At 45.0% G+C, this 15,585-nt stretch carries 13 protein-coding genes and 1 tRNA gene; 4 read left to right on the forward strand and 10 right to left on the reverse strand.

Annotated elements, in window-relative coordinates; genetic code table 11:
- Positions 1 to 219 precede the first annotated feature (219 nt).
- From uppS to rimO, 4 genes are all read right to left on the reverse strand, one after another.
- Positions 220 to 972 carry a polyprenyl diphosphate synthase gene (uppS, locus tag HQR03_RS01910; protein ID WP_173238948.1) on the reverse strand — a complete coding sequence of 251 codons (753 nt, stop codon included), beginning with the start codon at positions 970 to 972 and terminating at the stop codon, positions 220 to 222.
- Positions 973 to 1,294: 322 nt separating this feature from the next.
- Complete coding sequence (gene frr / locus HQR03_RS01915; protein WP_025650532.1) at positions 1,295 to 1,849, reverse strand: ribosome recycling factor; 555 nt, start codon at positions 1,847 to 1,849, stop codon at positions 1,295 to 1,297.
- Positions 1,850 to 1,987: 138 nt separating this feature from the next.
- A complete protein-coding gene (gene pyrH, locus HQR03_RS01920; protein WP_010200240.1) occupies positions 1,988 to 2,713 on the reverse strand; it encodes a UMP kinase in 726 nt (241 codons plus the stop codon).
- 257 nt (positions 2,714 to 2,970) lie between these two features.
- On the reverse strand, positions 2,971 to 4,581 hold the full coding sequence (rimO, locus tag HQR03_RS01925) for a 30S ribosomal protein S12 methylthiotransferase RimO (protein WP_173238949.1): 1,611 nt from the start codon (positions 4,579 to 4,581) through the stop codon (positions 2,971 to 2,973).
- A gap of 134 nt (positions 4,582 to 4,715) precedes the next feature.
- Between rimO and HQR03_RS01930 the strand changes: the two genes are divergently transcribed.
- The 3 genes from HQR03_RS01930 to HQR03_RS01940 all read left to right on the forward strand — a co-directional run bounded on the left by HQR03_RS01930 (position 4,716) and on the right by HQR03_RS01940 (position 8,402).
- Positions 4,716 to 6,134: a two-component system sensor histidine kinase NtrB gene (locus tag HQR03_RS01930; RefSeq protein WP_173238950.1), complete on the forward strand. Its 1,419-nt coding sequence runs from the start codon at positions 4,716 to 4,718 to the stop codon at positions 6,132 to 6,134.
- A gap of 57 nt (positions 6,135 to 6,191) precedes the next feature.
- The gene (locus tag HQR03_RS01935; RefSeq protein WP_173238951.1) at positions 6,192 to 8,099 is read left to right on the forward strand and encodes a sigma 54-interacting transcriptional regulator; all 1,908 of its coding nucleotides are present in this window, start codon (positions 6,192 to 6,194) and stop codon (positions 8,097 to 8,099) included.
- 218 nt (positions 8,100 to 8,317) lie between these two features.
- Positions 8,318 to 8,402 (forward strand) — tRNA-Leu (locus HQR03_RS01940).
- A gap of 82 nt (positions 8,403 to 8,484) precedes the next feature.
- On the opposite strand, the gene HQR03_RS01945 is transcribed toward HQR03_RS01940, so the two are convergent.
- Positions 8,485 to 9,495 carry a serine/threonine protein kinase gene (locus HQR03_RS01945; protein ID WP_244951955.1) on the reverse strand — a complete coding sequence of 337 codons (1,011 nt, stop codon included), beginning with the start codon at positions 9,493 to 9,495 and terminating at the stop codon, positions 8,485 to 8,487.
- Positions 9,496 to 9,562: 67 nt separating this feature from the next.
- On the opposite strand from HQR03_RS01945, the gene HQR03_RS01950 reads away from it, so the two are divergent.
- A complete protein-coding gene (locus HQR03_RS01950; RefSeq protein ID WP_227502409.1) occupies positions 9,563 to 10,561 on the forward strand; it encodes an ATP-binding protein in 999 nt (332 codons plus the stop codon).
- A 26-nt stretch (positions 10,562 to 10,587) separates the two neighbouring features.
- On the opposite strand, the gene HQR03_RS01955 is transcribed toward HQR03_RS01950, so the two are convergent.
- The 5 genes from HQR03_RS01955 to rarD (HQR03_RS01975) form a co-directional block, all read right to left on the reverse strand.
- Positions 10,588 to 11,700 carry a ribonuclease Z gene (locus HQR03_RS01955; protein WP_025650538.1) on the reverse strand — a complete coding sequence of 371 codons (1,113 nt, stop codon included), beginning with the start codon at positions 11,698 to 11,700 and terminating at the stop codon, positions 10,588 to 10,590.
- Positions 11,701 to 11,743: 43 nt separating this feature from the next.
- The gene (locus tag HQR03_RS01960) at positions 11,744 to 12,007 is read right to left on the reverse strand and encodes a hypothetical protein (protein WP_025650539.1); all 264 of its coding nucleotides are present in this window, start codon (positions 12,005 to 12,007) and stop codon (positions 11,744 to 11,746) included.
- Between the two features lie 92 nt (positions 12,008 to 12,099).
- On the reverse strand, positions 12,100 to 12,768 hold the full coding sequence (locus tag HQR03_RS01965) for a glutathione S-transferase (protein WP_025650540.1): 669 nt from the start codon (positions 12,766 to 12,768) through the stop codon (positions 12,100 to 12,102).
- A 199-nt stretch (positions 12,769 to 12,967) separates the two neighbouring features.
- The gene (gene rarD / locus HQR03_RS01970; protein WP_173238952.1) at positions 12,968 to 14,038 is read right to left on the reverse strand and encodes an EamA family transporter RarD; all 1,071 of its coding nucleotides are present in this window, start codon (positions 14,036 to 14,038) and stop codon (positions 12,968 to 12,970) included.
- A 273-nt stretch (positions 14,039 to 14,311) separates the two neighbouring features.
- Complete coding sequence (gene rarD, locus HQR03_RS01975; protein WP_025650542.1) at positions 14,312 to 15,382, reverse strand: EamA family transporter RarD; 1,071 nt, start codon at positions 15,380 to 15,382, stop codon at positions 14,312 to 14,314.
- Positions 15,383 to 15,585 lie beyond the last annotated feature (203 nt).

Genomic DNA, 15,585 nt, shown 5'->3' on the forward strand with positions numbered 1-15,585 from the left:
TATAGCAGCTAATCTACATTAGCCTACTAATCGCGATCGAGGCTAATTAAAGCGCTTTGTCATTTCACAAGCAAGTAATACTAATGGCTTGGTAGATTTTTGAGCATCTATTCTTTGAACACAGTAATTATCTGAATCAATAAATGCCAGCGAGTATTCTACTGATTTAATCATGAGCCACTTGACAGTGAGCAATGTAATACTGATAAATGAATAACGCTAGCGCTGCTCTGTCAATATCTGCTCGCTGGTTTTGCCAAAGCGCCGTTGGCGCTGAGCGAACTCTGCAACCATCGCTGCCAACTCATCGGCGGCAAAGTCTGGCCATAGGGTTTGAGTAAAGAACAGCTCAGCATAAGCTGATTGCCACAATAAAAAGTTAGAAATTCGATATTCACCGCCCGTCCGCACCAGCATATCGACTGCGGGTGCATCCGCTAATTGCACATATTCGCCAAGCATTTCTTTACTGATATTTTCAGCACGCAACTCCCCTGCTGCTACTTGCTGCGCCAGTTGTTTTGCCGCATTGGCAATGTCCCACTGACCACCATAACTGATGGCAATTACCAGTGTCATAGCATCAAAATGAGCCGTTTCGGCTTCTGCATCTGCCATCAATGTCTGTAAATCATGACTCAACTGGCTACGATCACCGATGAAACGTAAGCGAATGCGGTACTCGTTCATACGCGGCATTTGCTCATGAATGGTCGATGTTAATAGTTGCATCAATAGCGCCACCTCACTGGGTGGGCGTTGCCAGTTTTCGCTAGAAAAAGCAAATACCGTTAGCACCTCAATACCCGCATCGACACAATACTCCACGATAGGATCTAGCGCATCTTTACCCGCCACATGTCCTTGACCTTTGCCGAGCGCATTGGCTTTACCATAGCGATTATTACCATCCATAATGATGGCGATATGGCGAGGAATGAGGGCAGGAGCCAAAACGGTGGGAGTAGACATGGGCGATACGACTTATTGTTGAGGTAGAATAATGTGCTGAAGTAAAACAATCATAACGCGCTCTATCGCATTAAAAAAGCATAATGCCAAATATTCATAAACTTATCATAAACCAGTCTAGCAATTGGGCTAATGACGATTGGGAAATAATTAAAACAACTCTGTAATGCTTAGTGTTTTTATCATCACAGTCTATATAGCAATAGACAGCCAATAGTGATTGACCATTAGCTGTCTATTATTATGATATTGTCTGCATTAAAAGACTTAATTTTTAAGCGCTTGGTTTATTTTTATAAAAAAAATAAACCAAAGACGGTACTTAAACGTCCATCAAATCGCTTTCTTTTTTGCTCAGGCGACCATCGATAGTTTCGATGTACTTGTCAGTGATTTTTTGAATATCATCACTGGCGCGGCGCTCGTCATCTTCCGAGATTTCTTTTTCTTTGGCCAGCTCTTTGATGTCATTCATCATATCGCGGCGGATATTACGGATAGAAACACGGCTGTTCTCAGCTTCTCCGCGCGCAAGCTTTTGCATATCGCGGCGCGTGTCTTCGGTCAATGCCGGCATCGGTACACGAATCACATCGGCCGTCATTGGGTTCAGACCCAAATCAGCTTCACGAATGGCTTTATCAATCGCTTGTACCATGGTACGGTCAAACGGCTGTACCAATAACGTGCGCGAGTCTTCAACGTTGACACTAGCAACTTGGTTAAGCGGTGTAGGAGCACCATAGTAGCTGACCATCACCCCTGACAACATACCTGGATGCGCACGACCAGTACGAACTTTACTAAAAGTGCTCTCAAGCGCTTCCAAGGTCTTTTGCATACGCGCTTCGCCGTCTTGCTTAATCTCTTTGATCATCATGTATCCTTATTTATCGCTATCGACAAATCATTCATTATTGTTAGTTATAAAAATTTATTAAGGTAAAAATTATTAAGGTGTTTGCTGTTATATGAATTATCACTTCATATAGCAGTCATGCCAACGCTTGCTATATTAATGAAAAACGCGTGTGCCTTCGTTTTCGCCCATAATGACATTTAATAACGCATTAGGCTTGGTCATATCGAACACTTGTAGCGGCACGTTGTGCTCACGGCATAAGGCAATGGCAGTTAAATCCATAACGCCAAGCTTTTGTTCTAACACTTCATCAAAGGTCAGGCCATCATACTTAACCGCGTCGTCATGTAAGCTTGGGTCTTTATCATAAACCCCATCTACTTTGGTGGCTTTTAAAATCAAACCTGCTTCGATTTCAATACCGCGCAGGCAAGCAGCCGTATCAGTGGTAAAGAAGGGATTGCCCGTACCTGCGACAAAGATACACACTTCGCCATTTTTTAGGTAGCGAATCGCATTACGGCTGCTATAGCTTTCAGTAACTTCACCAATAGGTAAGGCTGACATCAAGCGTGTTTTAATATTGCGACGCTCAAGCGCATCACGCATTGCTAGACCGTTCATAACCGTCGCTAGCATACCCATTTGATCGCCAGTGACGCGGCCAACTAAGCCTTCTTTTTGCAGCTGGGCACCGCGATATAAGTTACCACCACCGACCACGATACCGACTTGCACCCCAAGCCCTCGCAAATGCGCGATAGACAAGCTCATCTTATCGAGCACTTCGGTATCAATACCCATGTCTTTGCTACCGGCTAAGGCTTCACCAGAGAGTTTCAGCAAGATACGAGAGTAACGCGGGTTTTTGTCAGACATGAGGTCACCTTATTTCGTTAAATTATAATTAAAATTATCGGTAAAACACAAATACAGTTAGCCTTGCAATTTACCTACCGCCCCATACTGGGTGATCAGTGTGTAAAAAGGCTAAATTGCGCTAATTGTAGCAAAAACTGCCTATCATTGGGCAATTTTCACTCACCTATTATCGTAGTCATTTAACCTGTATAGCGGTTGTCTAACTTTTATATTAGTCACCTAATCTTTTTAGCAGTCAGTTAAATAACAGTCATCTAACCTTTATAACTGGCAAACAAATCGTATTCGCTAGCATCGTCAATCGTTACGGTTAGGAATTGGCCGACTTTAACTTGCGCATTGATATCGTCCACATAGACATGACCGTCAATCTCAGGGGCGTCAGCGTAGCTGCGACAAATCGCAATCCCTTCTTCACTATCAATTTCATCGACCAACACCATCAAGGTTTTGCCGATTTTCTCTTGTAGCTTTTGCGCTGAGATGTCTTGTTGTAGTGCCATAAAACGCTCATAGCGTTCTTGCTTGACGGCTTCAGGGACGTGGTCTGGCAAATCATTGGCGACTGCGCCTTCGACTTCTGAATAGGTAAAGGCACCCACGCGATCAAGGCGCGCTTCAACCAACCAATCAAGCAGGCACTGGAAATCTTCTTCCGTCTCACCAGGGAAGCCAACGACAAAGGTCGAACGAATGACGATATCTGGACAAATCTCACGCCACGCTTTGATACGCGCCAAGGTGTTTTCGCTGTGCGCCGGACGCTTCATTGCCTTTAGGATGCGATGGCTGGCATGTTGAAAAGGAATATCCAAATAAGGCAGCAGCTTCTTCTCGCCCATGAGTTCAACGACTTTATCGACGTGCGGATACGGATAGACATAATGCAGACGTACCCAAATACCCAAATCGTTCAAGGCTTGGCATAAGTCATAAAACTTCGACTTAAGCGGCATACCGTTCCAAAAGCTAGTCTTATACTTCAAATCCAGCCCATAAGCAGAGGTATCTTGCGAGATAATCAGCAACTCTTTCACGCCAGCATTTTTCAGTGCCATGGCTTCATTCATGACATTATCAATCGGACGCGAGACCAAATCTCCGCGCAAGCTTGGAATAATGCAGAAGGTACAACGATGGTTACAGCCTTCCGATATTTTTAGATAAGCATAATGACTTGGGGTTAATTTGATACCCGCTTCATTGATTAAATTTATCTTTGGATCATAGTTTGCGTCCAAACTGCGGTTCGGCTTGGGTACATGCTGCGCCACTGCCGTAATCACTTCATCATACGCATGCGCACCGGTCACGGCTAGCACGGCTGGGTGCATGGCGCGGATTTTGTCCGCCTCTTTACCCAAGCAACCAGTAACGATCACCTTGCCGTTTTTGCTAATCGCTTCACCGATGGCGTCCAGTGACTCTTGCACTGCAGATTCAATAAAGCCGCAAGTATTGACCACGACCAAGTCTGCGCCTTCATAATCACTGGCAACCTGATAACCATCACGGCTAAGTTCTGTGATGATGCGCTCACTATCCACCAAGGCTTTTGGACAACCCAGTGACACAAAGCCAATCTTTGGTGCTGTGCTAACGGGTGCATTAGCAGTCGCTGCTGTTGTTTTATTTGATGTCGATGAAACCACATTGCTGCTTTGTTCAATGCTACGGTTTTGATTGTGATTGGCTTTATGGTGGTAAGGTTCACTACTATCCGTTGAGCTTTGCGCAGGCGTTGCTGGCGGCTTGGCAGGATTAAAAATAGTGGCAGTGTCTTTGGACATAGAAGCTGTTAGCGTGGAAGCTGGCTGTGGGGTGGTAATAGTCGTATTAAGCGACTCGGTAGAAGTTTTAGGCATGGCTGACCTTGCTAGAGAAAAATGGCTGTGCGCATTGTACGTTTTTTTTGCAAAAACCGCCAGTTTTGCCGCTCTAGTGTGTTGATTTATGGTTAAATATTAAATCTAGCACCTCTTTATTCTAGGCTTTAGTCATGACAGCTGATTTAACCACCAAAAAACCAACCCCGAACTTAGCATTTATATCTCAGCATTTATTCACCGCTATCTTGTGGGTCAATGATGAGCTGGTCATTACGTGGCTAAATGCCCAAGCTGAGCAGCTACTGGCCATCAGTAGTGGACGCTTGCTCAATCAGTCTATATTGACCTTGCTTGCGTCCGAAAAATTAAAGAGGGATGAGCGCGCTGTTCTTGATAATGACAGTATTGATAACAATGACCGTGACAAGCCAGACAATCACTGCGCCTTGACCGAGCGATTTCATCAGGCAAAGCAATATCAACAGCCCTTTATCGACCACGATCACATCATCAATACCCCACTCAATGGCAATTTACCACTCTCAATCGATTATAGCGTGACGCCTGTCATCTATGAGCAGCAACCTTATTTTATTATCGAGATGTGGGGTAAAGACCGCCAGAGTCGCATCTCAGAGGAGCAACGTCAGCAGCAACAATACAACGTTGCCCGCCATATGCTGCGTTCGGTTGCCCATGAAATCAAAAATCCATTGGCAGGTATACGCGGCGCGGCGCAGTTATTACAGCGACAATTTATCAAGTTCAGTGAAGCGACTACTTTGCATCATCCTCTGTCTGCTGTTATTAGCGACATAAGCTCTGGCACGAACTCAGCTTCGAATAGCGATACACAGTTGCAAAAGACGGCGCAGAAGCTCCGCAGCTATACCGACATTATCATTTCAGAGACCGATCGCTTGACCCATCTTATCGGTCAATTTCTTGGCTCCAATCAGCTGCCAAACTGGCAAATGCTGAATATTCATGAGCCGTTAGAGCATGTTCTAGCGTTAGTGGTTAATCAATATCCGCAAGTGCTGCTACAGCGCGACTATGATTTGTCGTTGCCCGAGCTATGCGCTGATAGAGATCAATTGATTCAAGTGTTTTTAAACCTCATTAATAATGCCTGTGAATCGATGACTGAGCTTGAGCAAGCGCTGCAACAAAGCGCGCCAGCCGCCGCTCATCAATTGCCCTTAGATACTTTGCATAGTCATCTTGATATTGAGGCCAAGTATCAACCAAAACTGCATATTCAAACGCGCATTGCTTTTCAGCATACGATTGGCAGCCAACAGCACAAACAAGCGTTGCAAGTCAGCATTACCGATAATGGCTCAGGGATAGATCCTGCGCTGATTGGACAGATATTTTTCCCGATGGTGACCAGCCGTGCCGCCGGTACTGGTCTTGGCCTATCGATTGTGCAAGATATCATCAGCTGTCATCATGGTATGATTGACGTCAGCTCGAATCAAACACAAGGCGCCAATGCAAACTATAATCCCAGTTATAATGACAATAACAGTCAGACACGCTTTACGCTGTACTTGCCTTTTAATCAGCCCGCAACCGATGCGTAAATACGACTGAATCTATCAAACAACAACCCTGAATCACTTGCTCATTAGGCCTGATACATGACTGCATATAACGACAACTTCAAAGCTAACAGTGACAATCAAGGCTCGAATGATAAAATCTCTGACAACCAAATATCTGATAGCCAAGCACTTAACAGTCAGACCATAAAAGTAACGGTCAATAACGCGCCTGCTGAAAACCCTGCGACCTTATGGCTCATCGATGATGATTCAGCGCTGCGCTTGGTGTTGGCAGATACTTTTGAAGATGCAGGGCTAACGGTTATCAGCTTTACCCAAGCACAGGCCGCCTGGACTCGCCTCAATGATATTTTGCAACAACGCGAGTCAGCCTCGCAGCTACCGGATGTGATATTGACCGATATCCGGATGCCAATGATGGATGGCTTGTCCTTTAGTGACTGGGTGCATAAGCACTTTCCTAAGCTACCGATTGTCATCATGACCGCTCATTCAGACTTGACCTCTGCTATTAATAGCTATCAGACAGGGGCGTTTGAATATCTGCCGAAGCCATTTGATCTAGATGATGCCGTCGCTACGATTTATAAAGCGATTAATTTTCAACCGAATATGCCGATAGCCACTCACGCAACCGCGTCTGTGACTAACAGAGCCACTGAGACAGCCGATGCTACTCAAGCAAAGTCTGATATTCATTTCAAGCCCAATACTGACGCAAAGCCGCAAACCAAATCTGCACGCAAAGTTAACACGACAGACAAAACCAATAAGACCGCTAAAAATAAGGCTGAGATTAAAGCTGAGACACCAGCCAATGACAACCCCAGCGGTATCATCGGTCAATCACAAGCGATGCAAACAGTGTTTCGTGCCATTGGCAGATTGGCGCACTCACCTATTACCGTTTTGATTACTGGTGAATCAGGCACAGGGAAAGAGCTGGTCGCTAGTGCTTTACATCAGCATTCACCGCGTAGCCAGCATCCTTTTATCGCCCTAAATATGGCGGCTATTCCACACGATTTGATTGAGTCGGAATTATTCGGTCACGAAAAAGGCGCGTTCACTGGGGCCACGACGACGCGGCAAGGTCGTTTTGAGCAAGCGGATGGCGGTACATTATTTTTGGATGAAATCGGCGACATGCCGTTTAGCACCCAAACGCGGCTGCTACGGGTATTGGCCAACGGAGAGTTTTTCCGTGTGGGCGGACAGCAGCCAGTCAAAGTGAACGTGCGCATCATTGCCGCCACCCATCAAAACTTGGAAGAGCTGGTCAAACAAGGCCGATTCCGTGAAGATTTGTTTTATCGCCTCAACGTCATTCGCCTACCGCTGCCACCGCTACGGACGCGCCGCGAAGACATTCCTGCCTTAACCCGTTATTTTATGCAACGCGCGGCTGAGCAAATGAATACCGCATCCAAGCAGCTACAACCTGCCGCGCTACAGATTATGCAAGCCTTCGACTGGCGCGGCAATGTCCGCCAACTTGAAAACGTCTGCTTATGGCTGACGGTCATGGCGACTGGTGATACGGTCATGATTGATGACTTACCGCCAGAGCTGCTTGAAGGGATGCCAGCGAACACAGAGCTGCAGACACAACAAACGTTGTCCTCGTCTGAATTTGCTCAAAACAATCATCAGCAACACAGTGCTAGCCTGCATAGCCGTCATCAAAATAACTCTATTCAAGACAACTATATTCAGAGCAATCAAACTCAGAATGGTGCTAAAAACCCAAGCTGGCAGCAAGCACTAGCAGAGTGGGCTCAGCACGCACTGCAAACAGGCGAAACTGACATCTTGCAAACGGCAACGCCTGAATTTGAACGAGTGTTGCTCACAGCGGCACTCAATCACAGCGGTGGTAAAAAGATAGCGGCTGCCAACTTACTCGGCTGGGGACGTAATACGCTGACTCGCAAATTACAGCAACTTGATATGTCAGCAGCAGACACACAGACCAAAGAGTAATAAAAATGCAAAATCATTAAATTAAAAATTTAGTAAAATCAGTTATTTATCATAGCAAGCAAAAATAATCGTTAAATAATTAAAAATAATTGCGAAAAGGGCTTGTCAAACCATTCAAACTCTATATAATAGCCAACCACTGAGACGCACTACCGAATCAGTTAACTATCTATGTTGTGTTTGAATTTAAACGCCAATAATGATAGAGTAACGAAAATGGGGCTGTGGCGGAATTGGTAGACGCACCAGATTTAGGTTCTGGCGCCGCAAGGTGTGAGAGTTCGAGTCTCTCCAGCCCCACCATTTTCGGATAGTACATCTTAGACCAAATATTAAAGCCTGCTTTTTAGCAGGTTTTTTTGTGTCTGAAATATGGTATTTATTATCACAAACGCTCTAAACCCTTCAACATCTCATCCATAATCTGATACCTTTTCTCCACCCGCTTCGCCAATGCTCTATCAACAATACATTGATAATAACTATACTCTAGTGGCAGTCTTGGAATCGGTTGTTGACAATGTTGTGTCGCCCACTCGTTTAATACATCGCTACTTTGAGTATTTATCTTAAACGGTCGCTCGCCCATTAATATCTCATACAGCATTATGCCAAACGCATAAATATCGCTTTGCACCGTTGCGCCCTGCCCCTGCCAACACTCAGGTGCAAGATACGCTGGCGTGCCTGCAAGATGATGTAACTTTTTGGCGGCATGAAAACGCTGCGCTAAGGCAAAATCTGTCAATAACAAATCAGGCATTACCCTGCTATTATCCGCACTATTTGGCAACAGACCATCTAGCAGAATATTACTGGGTTTAATATCATTATGTAGCCAGCCAACGTTATGTAAATTAGTGATGAGATGAGCAGACTGCACGATAAAATGATGCTTTTGTTGAACGGTCAATAACGAATGATTATTAGCATTGATCCGCCTTGCTAAGCTAGCATTGAGATAATAAGGCATGACAATTATCGTTAGCTGCTGAGAGTGGTTTAATACGGGAATGGTTGAGTTGTCATAGGCTAGGATGGGCGGAGCAATAGCGGTCAGATTATTTTTTGTTAAAGAAGCTAAAGATGTCAAAACCTTAGCTTCATGATTTAAATCAGCGAAATTTTGATCAGAACCCTCATTTAACTGCCATTTAATCATCACCCTACCGAACTCTGAATGCTGAGCGCGCGTTAAGCCTTGATAGTCCGTCTCGCTACCCTTACTTTGCTGGCTACTAATACGCTGATGCACTATTTCACGATAATGCTTTGCTGACAACGCTTGGGTAATTAGTGGCAATACTTGCTGAGCGTGCGCTTGCAACGCTTGTATATTCGACAGATTACTGGCACTATTTTCCATAGTATTTTTTTCATCTGACCAGTTTCTCATGATATGGTGATACCTTTATCAAACCGCTATTCCTAATGTAAACGCACCTTTAACCGTTAGAGTCATTATGCCGCAATCAGCCAATACATCTCAGCCTTTTCCTTCATCTGAAGCCTCTGATCCGTCTGCTCATTACGCCCTGCCCGCGCCTTTGTTAGCGCTGCTCAGTCAATATCTGCAAGAGCAAGTCACGCCAGCTATCGAGATTGATCCTGCTCAGCTCGCTTATCGCTGGGTTGGTGGCCGCACCGGACATTTAAAGCCGTTGGCAGTCAATCTGTTTTTGAGCTTGGACGACTTGCATGGTATCGATACGCAAAAGGCAAAATTGGTACAAAACACGCGCCAGTTCTTAAAAGGTTATCCCGCCAATCATGTGCTGATGACGGGTACACGCGGTGCGGGTAAATCATCACTGATTCGCGCATTGCTACAAGCTTATCATAGCGAAGGCTTGCGCATTATTGAGATTGCTCGGGATGACCTACAAGTGCTAGACAAGATTCGTGCAGCGATCAATGAGCTGCCCGCAGATTGTAGTTGTCGCTATGTGGTGTACTGTGACGACTTGGCGTTTAACGGTCAAGACGAGAGTTATCGGGCGCTAAAAAGTGTGCTTGATGGCGCGCTCGACTCTGAGCAAGACAAACTGCTGGTCTATGCCACCAGTAATCGCCGTCGTCTCCTACCGCAGATGATGAAAGACAATCTTGACATTTATAATGGGCAGACAGATGAAGTCAATCCCTATGAAACGATTGATGAAACCGTGTCGTTATCGGATCGATTTGGCTTATCATTGACCTTTCATCCCATGGATCAGACGACTTATTTACATATTGTTCAGCATTATCTGAATTTAGAGCAACAGAAAATTTCAGCCAGTCTTGATGATACTGATACTGCCCTTGATTTGGCAGGTGAAAATCTGCCTGATACTATCAGGGCCGATGCCTTGCGCTGGGCATCGGAACGTGGTGGGCGCTCGGGACGGGTCGCTTATCAATTCAGTCGCTATTGGAGCGGAAAAACGCAATTGGCTATCGTAGATTCAATTGACGACTAATAATCTGGCAAATAACAAGCTATAAATCACGTTTCATTATCGCGTGCAGAGCCTAGATACTGCACGCTGTTATCCTCTTGACTGCTTGCCAAATCAGCAGCACCATCGACTGTATATTGAGCGAAATCCGCTGCCAGCCATAGATTACCTTGATACGCACGTTGCGCATCTAAGCGAATATGTCCCATGTTTGCCGTATTGCTATTTGGGTTATCAAAGCTTTGATAACGCGCGCTAAAATGGGTCAAAATTAGATTCTTAAGTCCGACATCTTGGGCAAACTTGCCCACCAATTGCGCACTACTATGCATAGGATCAAAGTCTGGATTTTTGGTTTGAATCTTGGTTAAGACTTCTTGAGTATAAGTGGCTTCATGCACCAACAAATCAGTATCGACCAGCGCAGCGCTGAGACAAGCTGGCGTACCATTGTCCCCTGCTACTACCACCCGTGTACGCTTCACCGCATTATCGACATAATCTGCTGAACGAAGCTGGCGACCATCTTCGGTCATGACATCTGTACCTTGCTGCAGTTTGCCCCACAGTGCACTTGCTGGAATGCCGTCTGCGGTCAACTTGTCCGTATTAAGCGTGCGCTGACTGATGTTTTGCGTGATACCAAAGCCGTATGAGGCGACACGATGTGATAGCGGGGTGATATCAATATCAAGCTGATGCTGGCTGCCGAAACTGAAACTGACCTTGCCCTCATCTTCACTGTCTTTTGATAATACATCTTCTATCGCCATAAAGTTGATGGCAAAGGGAAAGTATAGCTCGGTCGTCAAAGTAATGGCATCGAGGAGTTTGGCGATGGCTTTTGGTGCAATAAGCATTAGTGGTTCGTGGCGTCCAGACATAGCCGCGCTCGCCAGCAATCCTGGCAAACCATAGCAATGGTCGCCATGCACATGGGTAATACAAATGGCGGTTAATTGATGTAAGGAGAGCTTGGTCTGCAGCAATTGTTGCTGCGTGCCTTCACCGCAATCAATCAAAACCCAAGGACGCGATTTGTTAGGCTGCGGGCTAGCGCCAGATAGATAAGGATTCAGGCACTCAATTGCCAGCGCCGTGACATTGCGCTGTTTGGTTGGCACTCCTGCTGAGGTACCTAAAAAAGTCAGTTTGAGCATGATTTAGCACTCATAGTACAAAATTATTAATAAATGATACGGCTTATGACAATTGGCACATCATGGTTCGGTCGCCTGCTACCATCTGTCCACCATTAGCACTGCATTCATTAACCATGTTGGACTCGTAGGATTTCCAACCACCATAAAAGCTCGCTACACACAACAAAACGACCAGCAGTTTTTGTGACCAGGCTTTTATCGACACCTGCTGGCGGTTGATTTCTTGACGAGCAAGCGATGGGTTAGCATTGCCATCGGTATTGGCATCGATATTTTTGTTATCAGATTTATTCAAGTCAGTCATTACTGTATCCTAAAAAGGTTTTGTTTACGAATAAACAAAACCTTTGGGCAAAATATCAAATCAAGCATTTATAGAAGTATAAACGCTGGCAATTAAAACGTCAGACGACCACCCTTTTCTTCTGCGCGCTTAAAGGCATCACGTTCTTCACAATGCTTGAGCCAATTTAAGATGTTGGTATATTTACTCTTATCCAATCCTGGGCCAGCATTGGCACCTACGACTGCTAGATGCATCTGAATGTCAGCGGCGCTAAAGTCTTCACCGGCAAACCAATGATTGTCTTGTAGATGCTGCTCCATCATGTCGAGTATCTTATTTAAGCTATTGGTGATCATGCTTTTTTCGACTTGGGTTCTGATGCTTTTGCTAACCGGCTTAATCAGCATCGGCGATTGCTCAACCACTTTGGTGAATACTAAGCGCATGACCAGCGGCGGCATCACTGACGCTTCAGCAAAGTGTAACCAAAATGTATAAGCTTCCCATGCGGCTTCATTATCATCCGCAGGCTTGAATTGATGCGCTTTATCATAATGCTTGAGCAGATACTCGATGATAAACCCTGACTCAATCAGCGGGCGACCGTCAACTTCCAATATCGGTGCATGACCGAGTGGATGCACTTCTTTTAAGCTATCAGGCGCACGATAAGCTTTATTGCGCTCGTAGCACGTCAGTTGATAATCGGCTTTGAGCTCCTCTAGTAACCATAAGATACGAAACGAGCGTGAGTTTGCTAAATGATGAAGATGTAACATAAACCATCCTAGTAATTGGTAATAAATGATTGTGAGTCCGCTATACTATTTTAGATATCATGTGCCAAATTAGGTCGAGCGTGATAATACTGCTATTGATAATAGCGCACTTAACTCGGCTTTGACACCACAACTGTGTAGAGCGGTTACGAAAAACAGTGTCTATCAAGTCAACTTTGGGGTTTACGACGACCCCTGCTTATTTGGCGTGCAGTACGTCTATTTTTCGATTCATTTTGTCTATTTTTTGCTGATACTTTCTGATTTTGCGAAAACGGTGCGCGGCCAACACCCCTTTGATACGGCGATTTTTTAGGCGACGGCGCGGCGGAAAGCTGCCCACTTGTGGCTCATTGTAGCCATGCAGACGGTCATCACGTTTACGTCCCCAATACCCCAAGGCACTATCGACAATCATAATCATCAAGGCGGCAAAAATCATACCGTACATAAATAAGGAGCCGCCCTCATCCACGCTTTGATGCAAAATAGTAATAGAAAATACGAATAAAAATATCGGCTCAAGGTAGCATAAAGTGCCAAACAAAGAGACCGGCAATTTTTGACTGGCGACCATGGTCAGCGACATGGCTGCGGCGCTGATAATCCCTAATAACGGTAAGAAATACCACAGCTTACTGGTATCAAAGGCTACTTCAAACCCACCGCTCATATACAGAGCAATAATGACAACGGGTGACAGCAAGATCAGATCAGAGACCAAACCAGTAATCGGCGGTACCGCTAATTTACGACGTAATAGATAATAAGGCGGATAACCCAAGCAGACAAATAACGTCGCCCAAGATATGGTGCCATACTGGAAAACATCATAAGCGATACCAGCGCCTGCGCATAAAGTCGCTAGCCACTGCAACACACTCATGTCTTCATTATAAAAAAACCGACCCACCATAATCATGATAAGCGGGTATAAGAAATAACCTAGCGTTACCTCAAGACCCAAATCATTGACGGGCGCCCACATAAATATCCAAATTTGCGCGCCCAAAATCGGGGTTGGCAATACAAACAAAAACCACTCTTTTGGGGTTTTTAAGGTCTTTAAATAGTCAAAAATATGTTGCCATTGCTTTAAGACACTGATTAACAATAGCAGACTTAGCAGCATCATTAGCACGCGCCATGACGCCACCTGCGTACCTGACAATGGTTGCATCAACAGACCAAACAAAAATAACAACGAGTATAAAAAATTTGCCGCCACCGCAGCGATAGCGCCCTGCGACGTTTGATTTTTAGTGAGCATAATTAACGACAGCCTGTACAGATTGGCGCACTTCCTTGGCAATTTTGAAAAAAAAACAAAAGCCCCAGACGCGAACGTCGGAGGCTTTTGTTGCTAAGAGCTACGATAACTTTATCGTGCTTATATAATGAGCAGCATTATGTCAAAGTCATTCTGGATAAGCAATACAACTGTAAGACTAGTCTATCAAACGTGTGATTCAGTTAAGCCAATTATCGACATAAAGATGCTCATAACAACCGCCCACTTCACTGATTTTTATATCATACATACTTACATCGAGTCTAGCTGCTCAATTTTTTGCTTAAGCTTATTCATCTTATGTTGGTAACGACGAATTTTGCGGAAGCGATGCGCCTGTAGCACCCCATCGATACGGCGCTCTATCAAACGGCGGCGCGGTGGAAAGCTGACCACTTGCGGCTCTCGGTAACCATGCAAATGATTGTCACGCTTACGGGTCACATAGCCCATAGCACTGTCTAACAGCATGACCAGTAATGCCAGCGTAATCATGCCATACATAAACAGCGAGCCGCCTTCATCGAGACTTTGACTCAATACCGTGACGGATAATACAAACAACAGCATCGGCTCTACATAGCTCAATGCCCCAAATAACGAGACCGGCAACTTACTACTGGCAATCATCGTCAGCGACATTGCAAGCGCACTAAAAGCACCCAGTAGCGGCAATAAATACCAGAACTTAGCCTCCTGAGCAGCCATACTAAAACCACCGCTGACATAAAGCATGATGAGCACCACTGGCGTCAGTAAGGTCAAGTCAGACAATAAGCCAGTAATCGGTGGCACGGCAAGCTTGCGCCGCAGTAGATAGTAAGGTGGATAGCCCAAACATACAAACAAAGTCACCCAAGATATCGTGCCATATTGCACTATGTCATAGCCGATACCCATTGCGGCAAATAACGCTGCGGCCCACTGCAGCGCGCTCATATGCTCATGGTAAAAGAAGCGTCCGACTACTATCATCACCAGCGGCAATAAAAAATAGCCCAAGGTGATATCAAGACCAAAGCCGTTGACCGGCGCCCACATAAATAGCCAGATTTGCCCACCCAAAATCGGGGTTGGCAATACAAATAACAGCCACTCTTTTGGGGTTTTCAAAGTCTTTAAATAATCAAAAACGTGCTGCCATTGCTTTGTGAAACTGACCAATAATACCAAACTGAGCAGCATCATGAGCACACGCCATGAGGCTACCTGTGTGCCTGACAAGGGCAGCATAAACAGCCCAAACAAGAACATCATGGAGAATAAGAAGCTGGATGATACCGATGCTAGGGTTCCCTGAAAGGTTTGATTGGTCGTAAGCATAACAACAGCCTTAGAAAATAAAACACTTTGTTGGCATTATTTATAAAACCACGTAGAGTTATTAAGAGTTAAAAATAGAGTTGTGCAACACATTTCAAAAAATAGAATCTCAAAAAATAGAATTGCAAAACGAATAAATCAGAATGACGAATTAAACGAAGCAACAAAAAAAAGCCTCCAACGATAACGTCAGAGGCTTTTTG

The organism is Psychrobacter okhotskensis (assembly GCF_013248965.1).
Classification (GTDB): Bacteria; Pseudomonadota; Gammaproteobacteria; order Pseudomonadales; family Moraxellaceae; genus Psychrobacter; species Psychrobacter okhotskensis.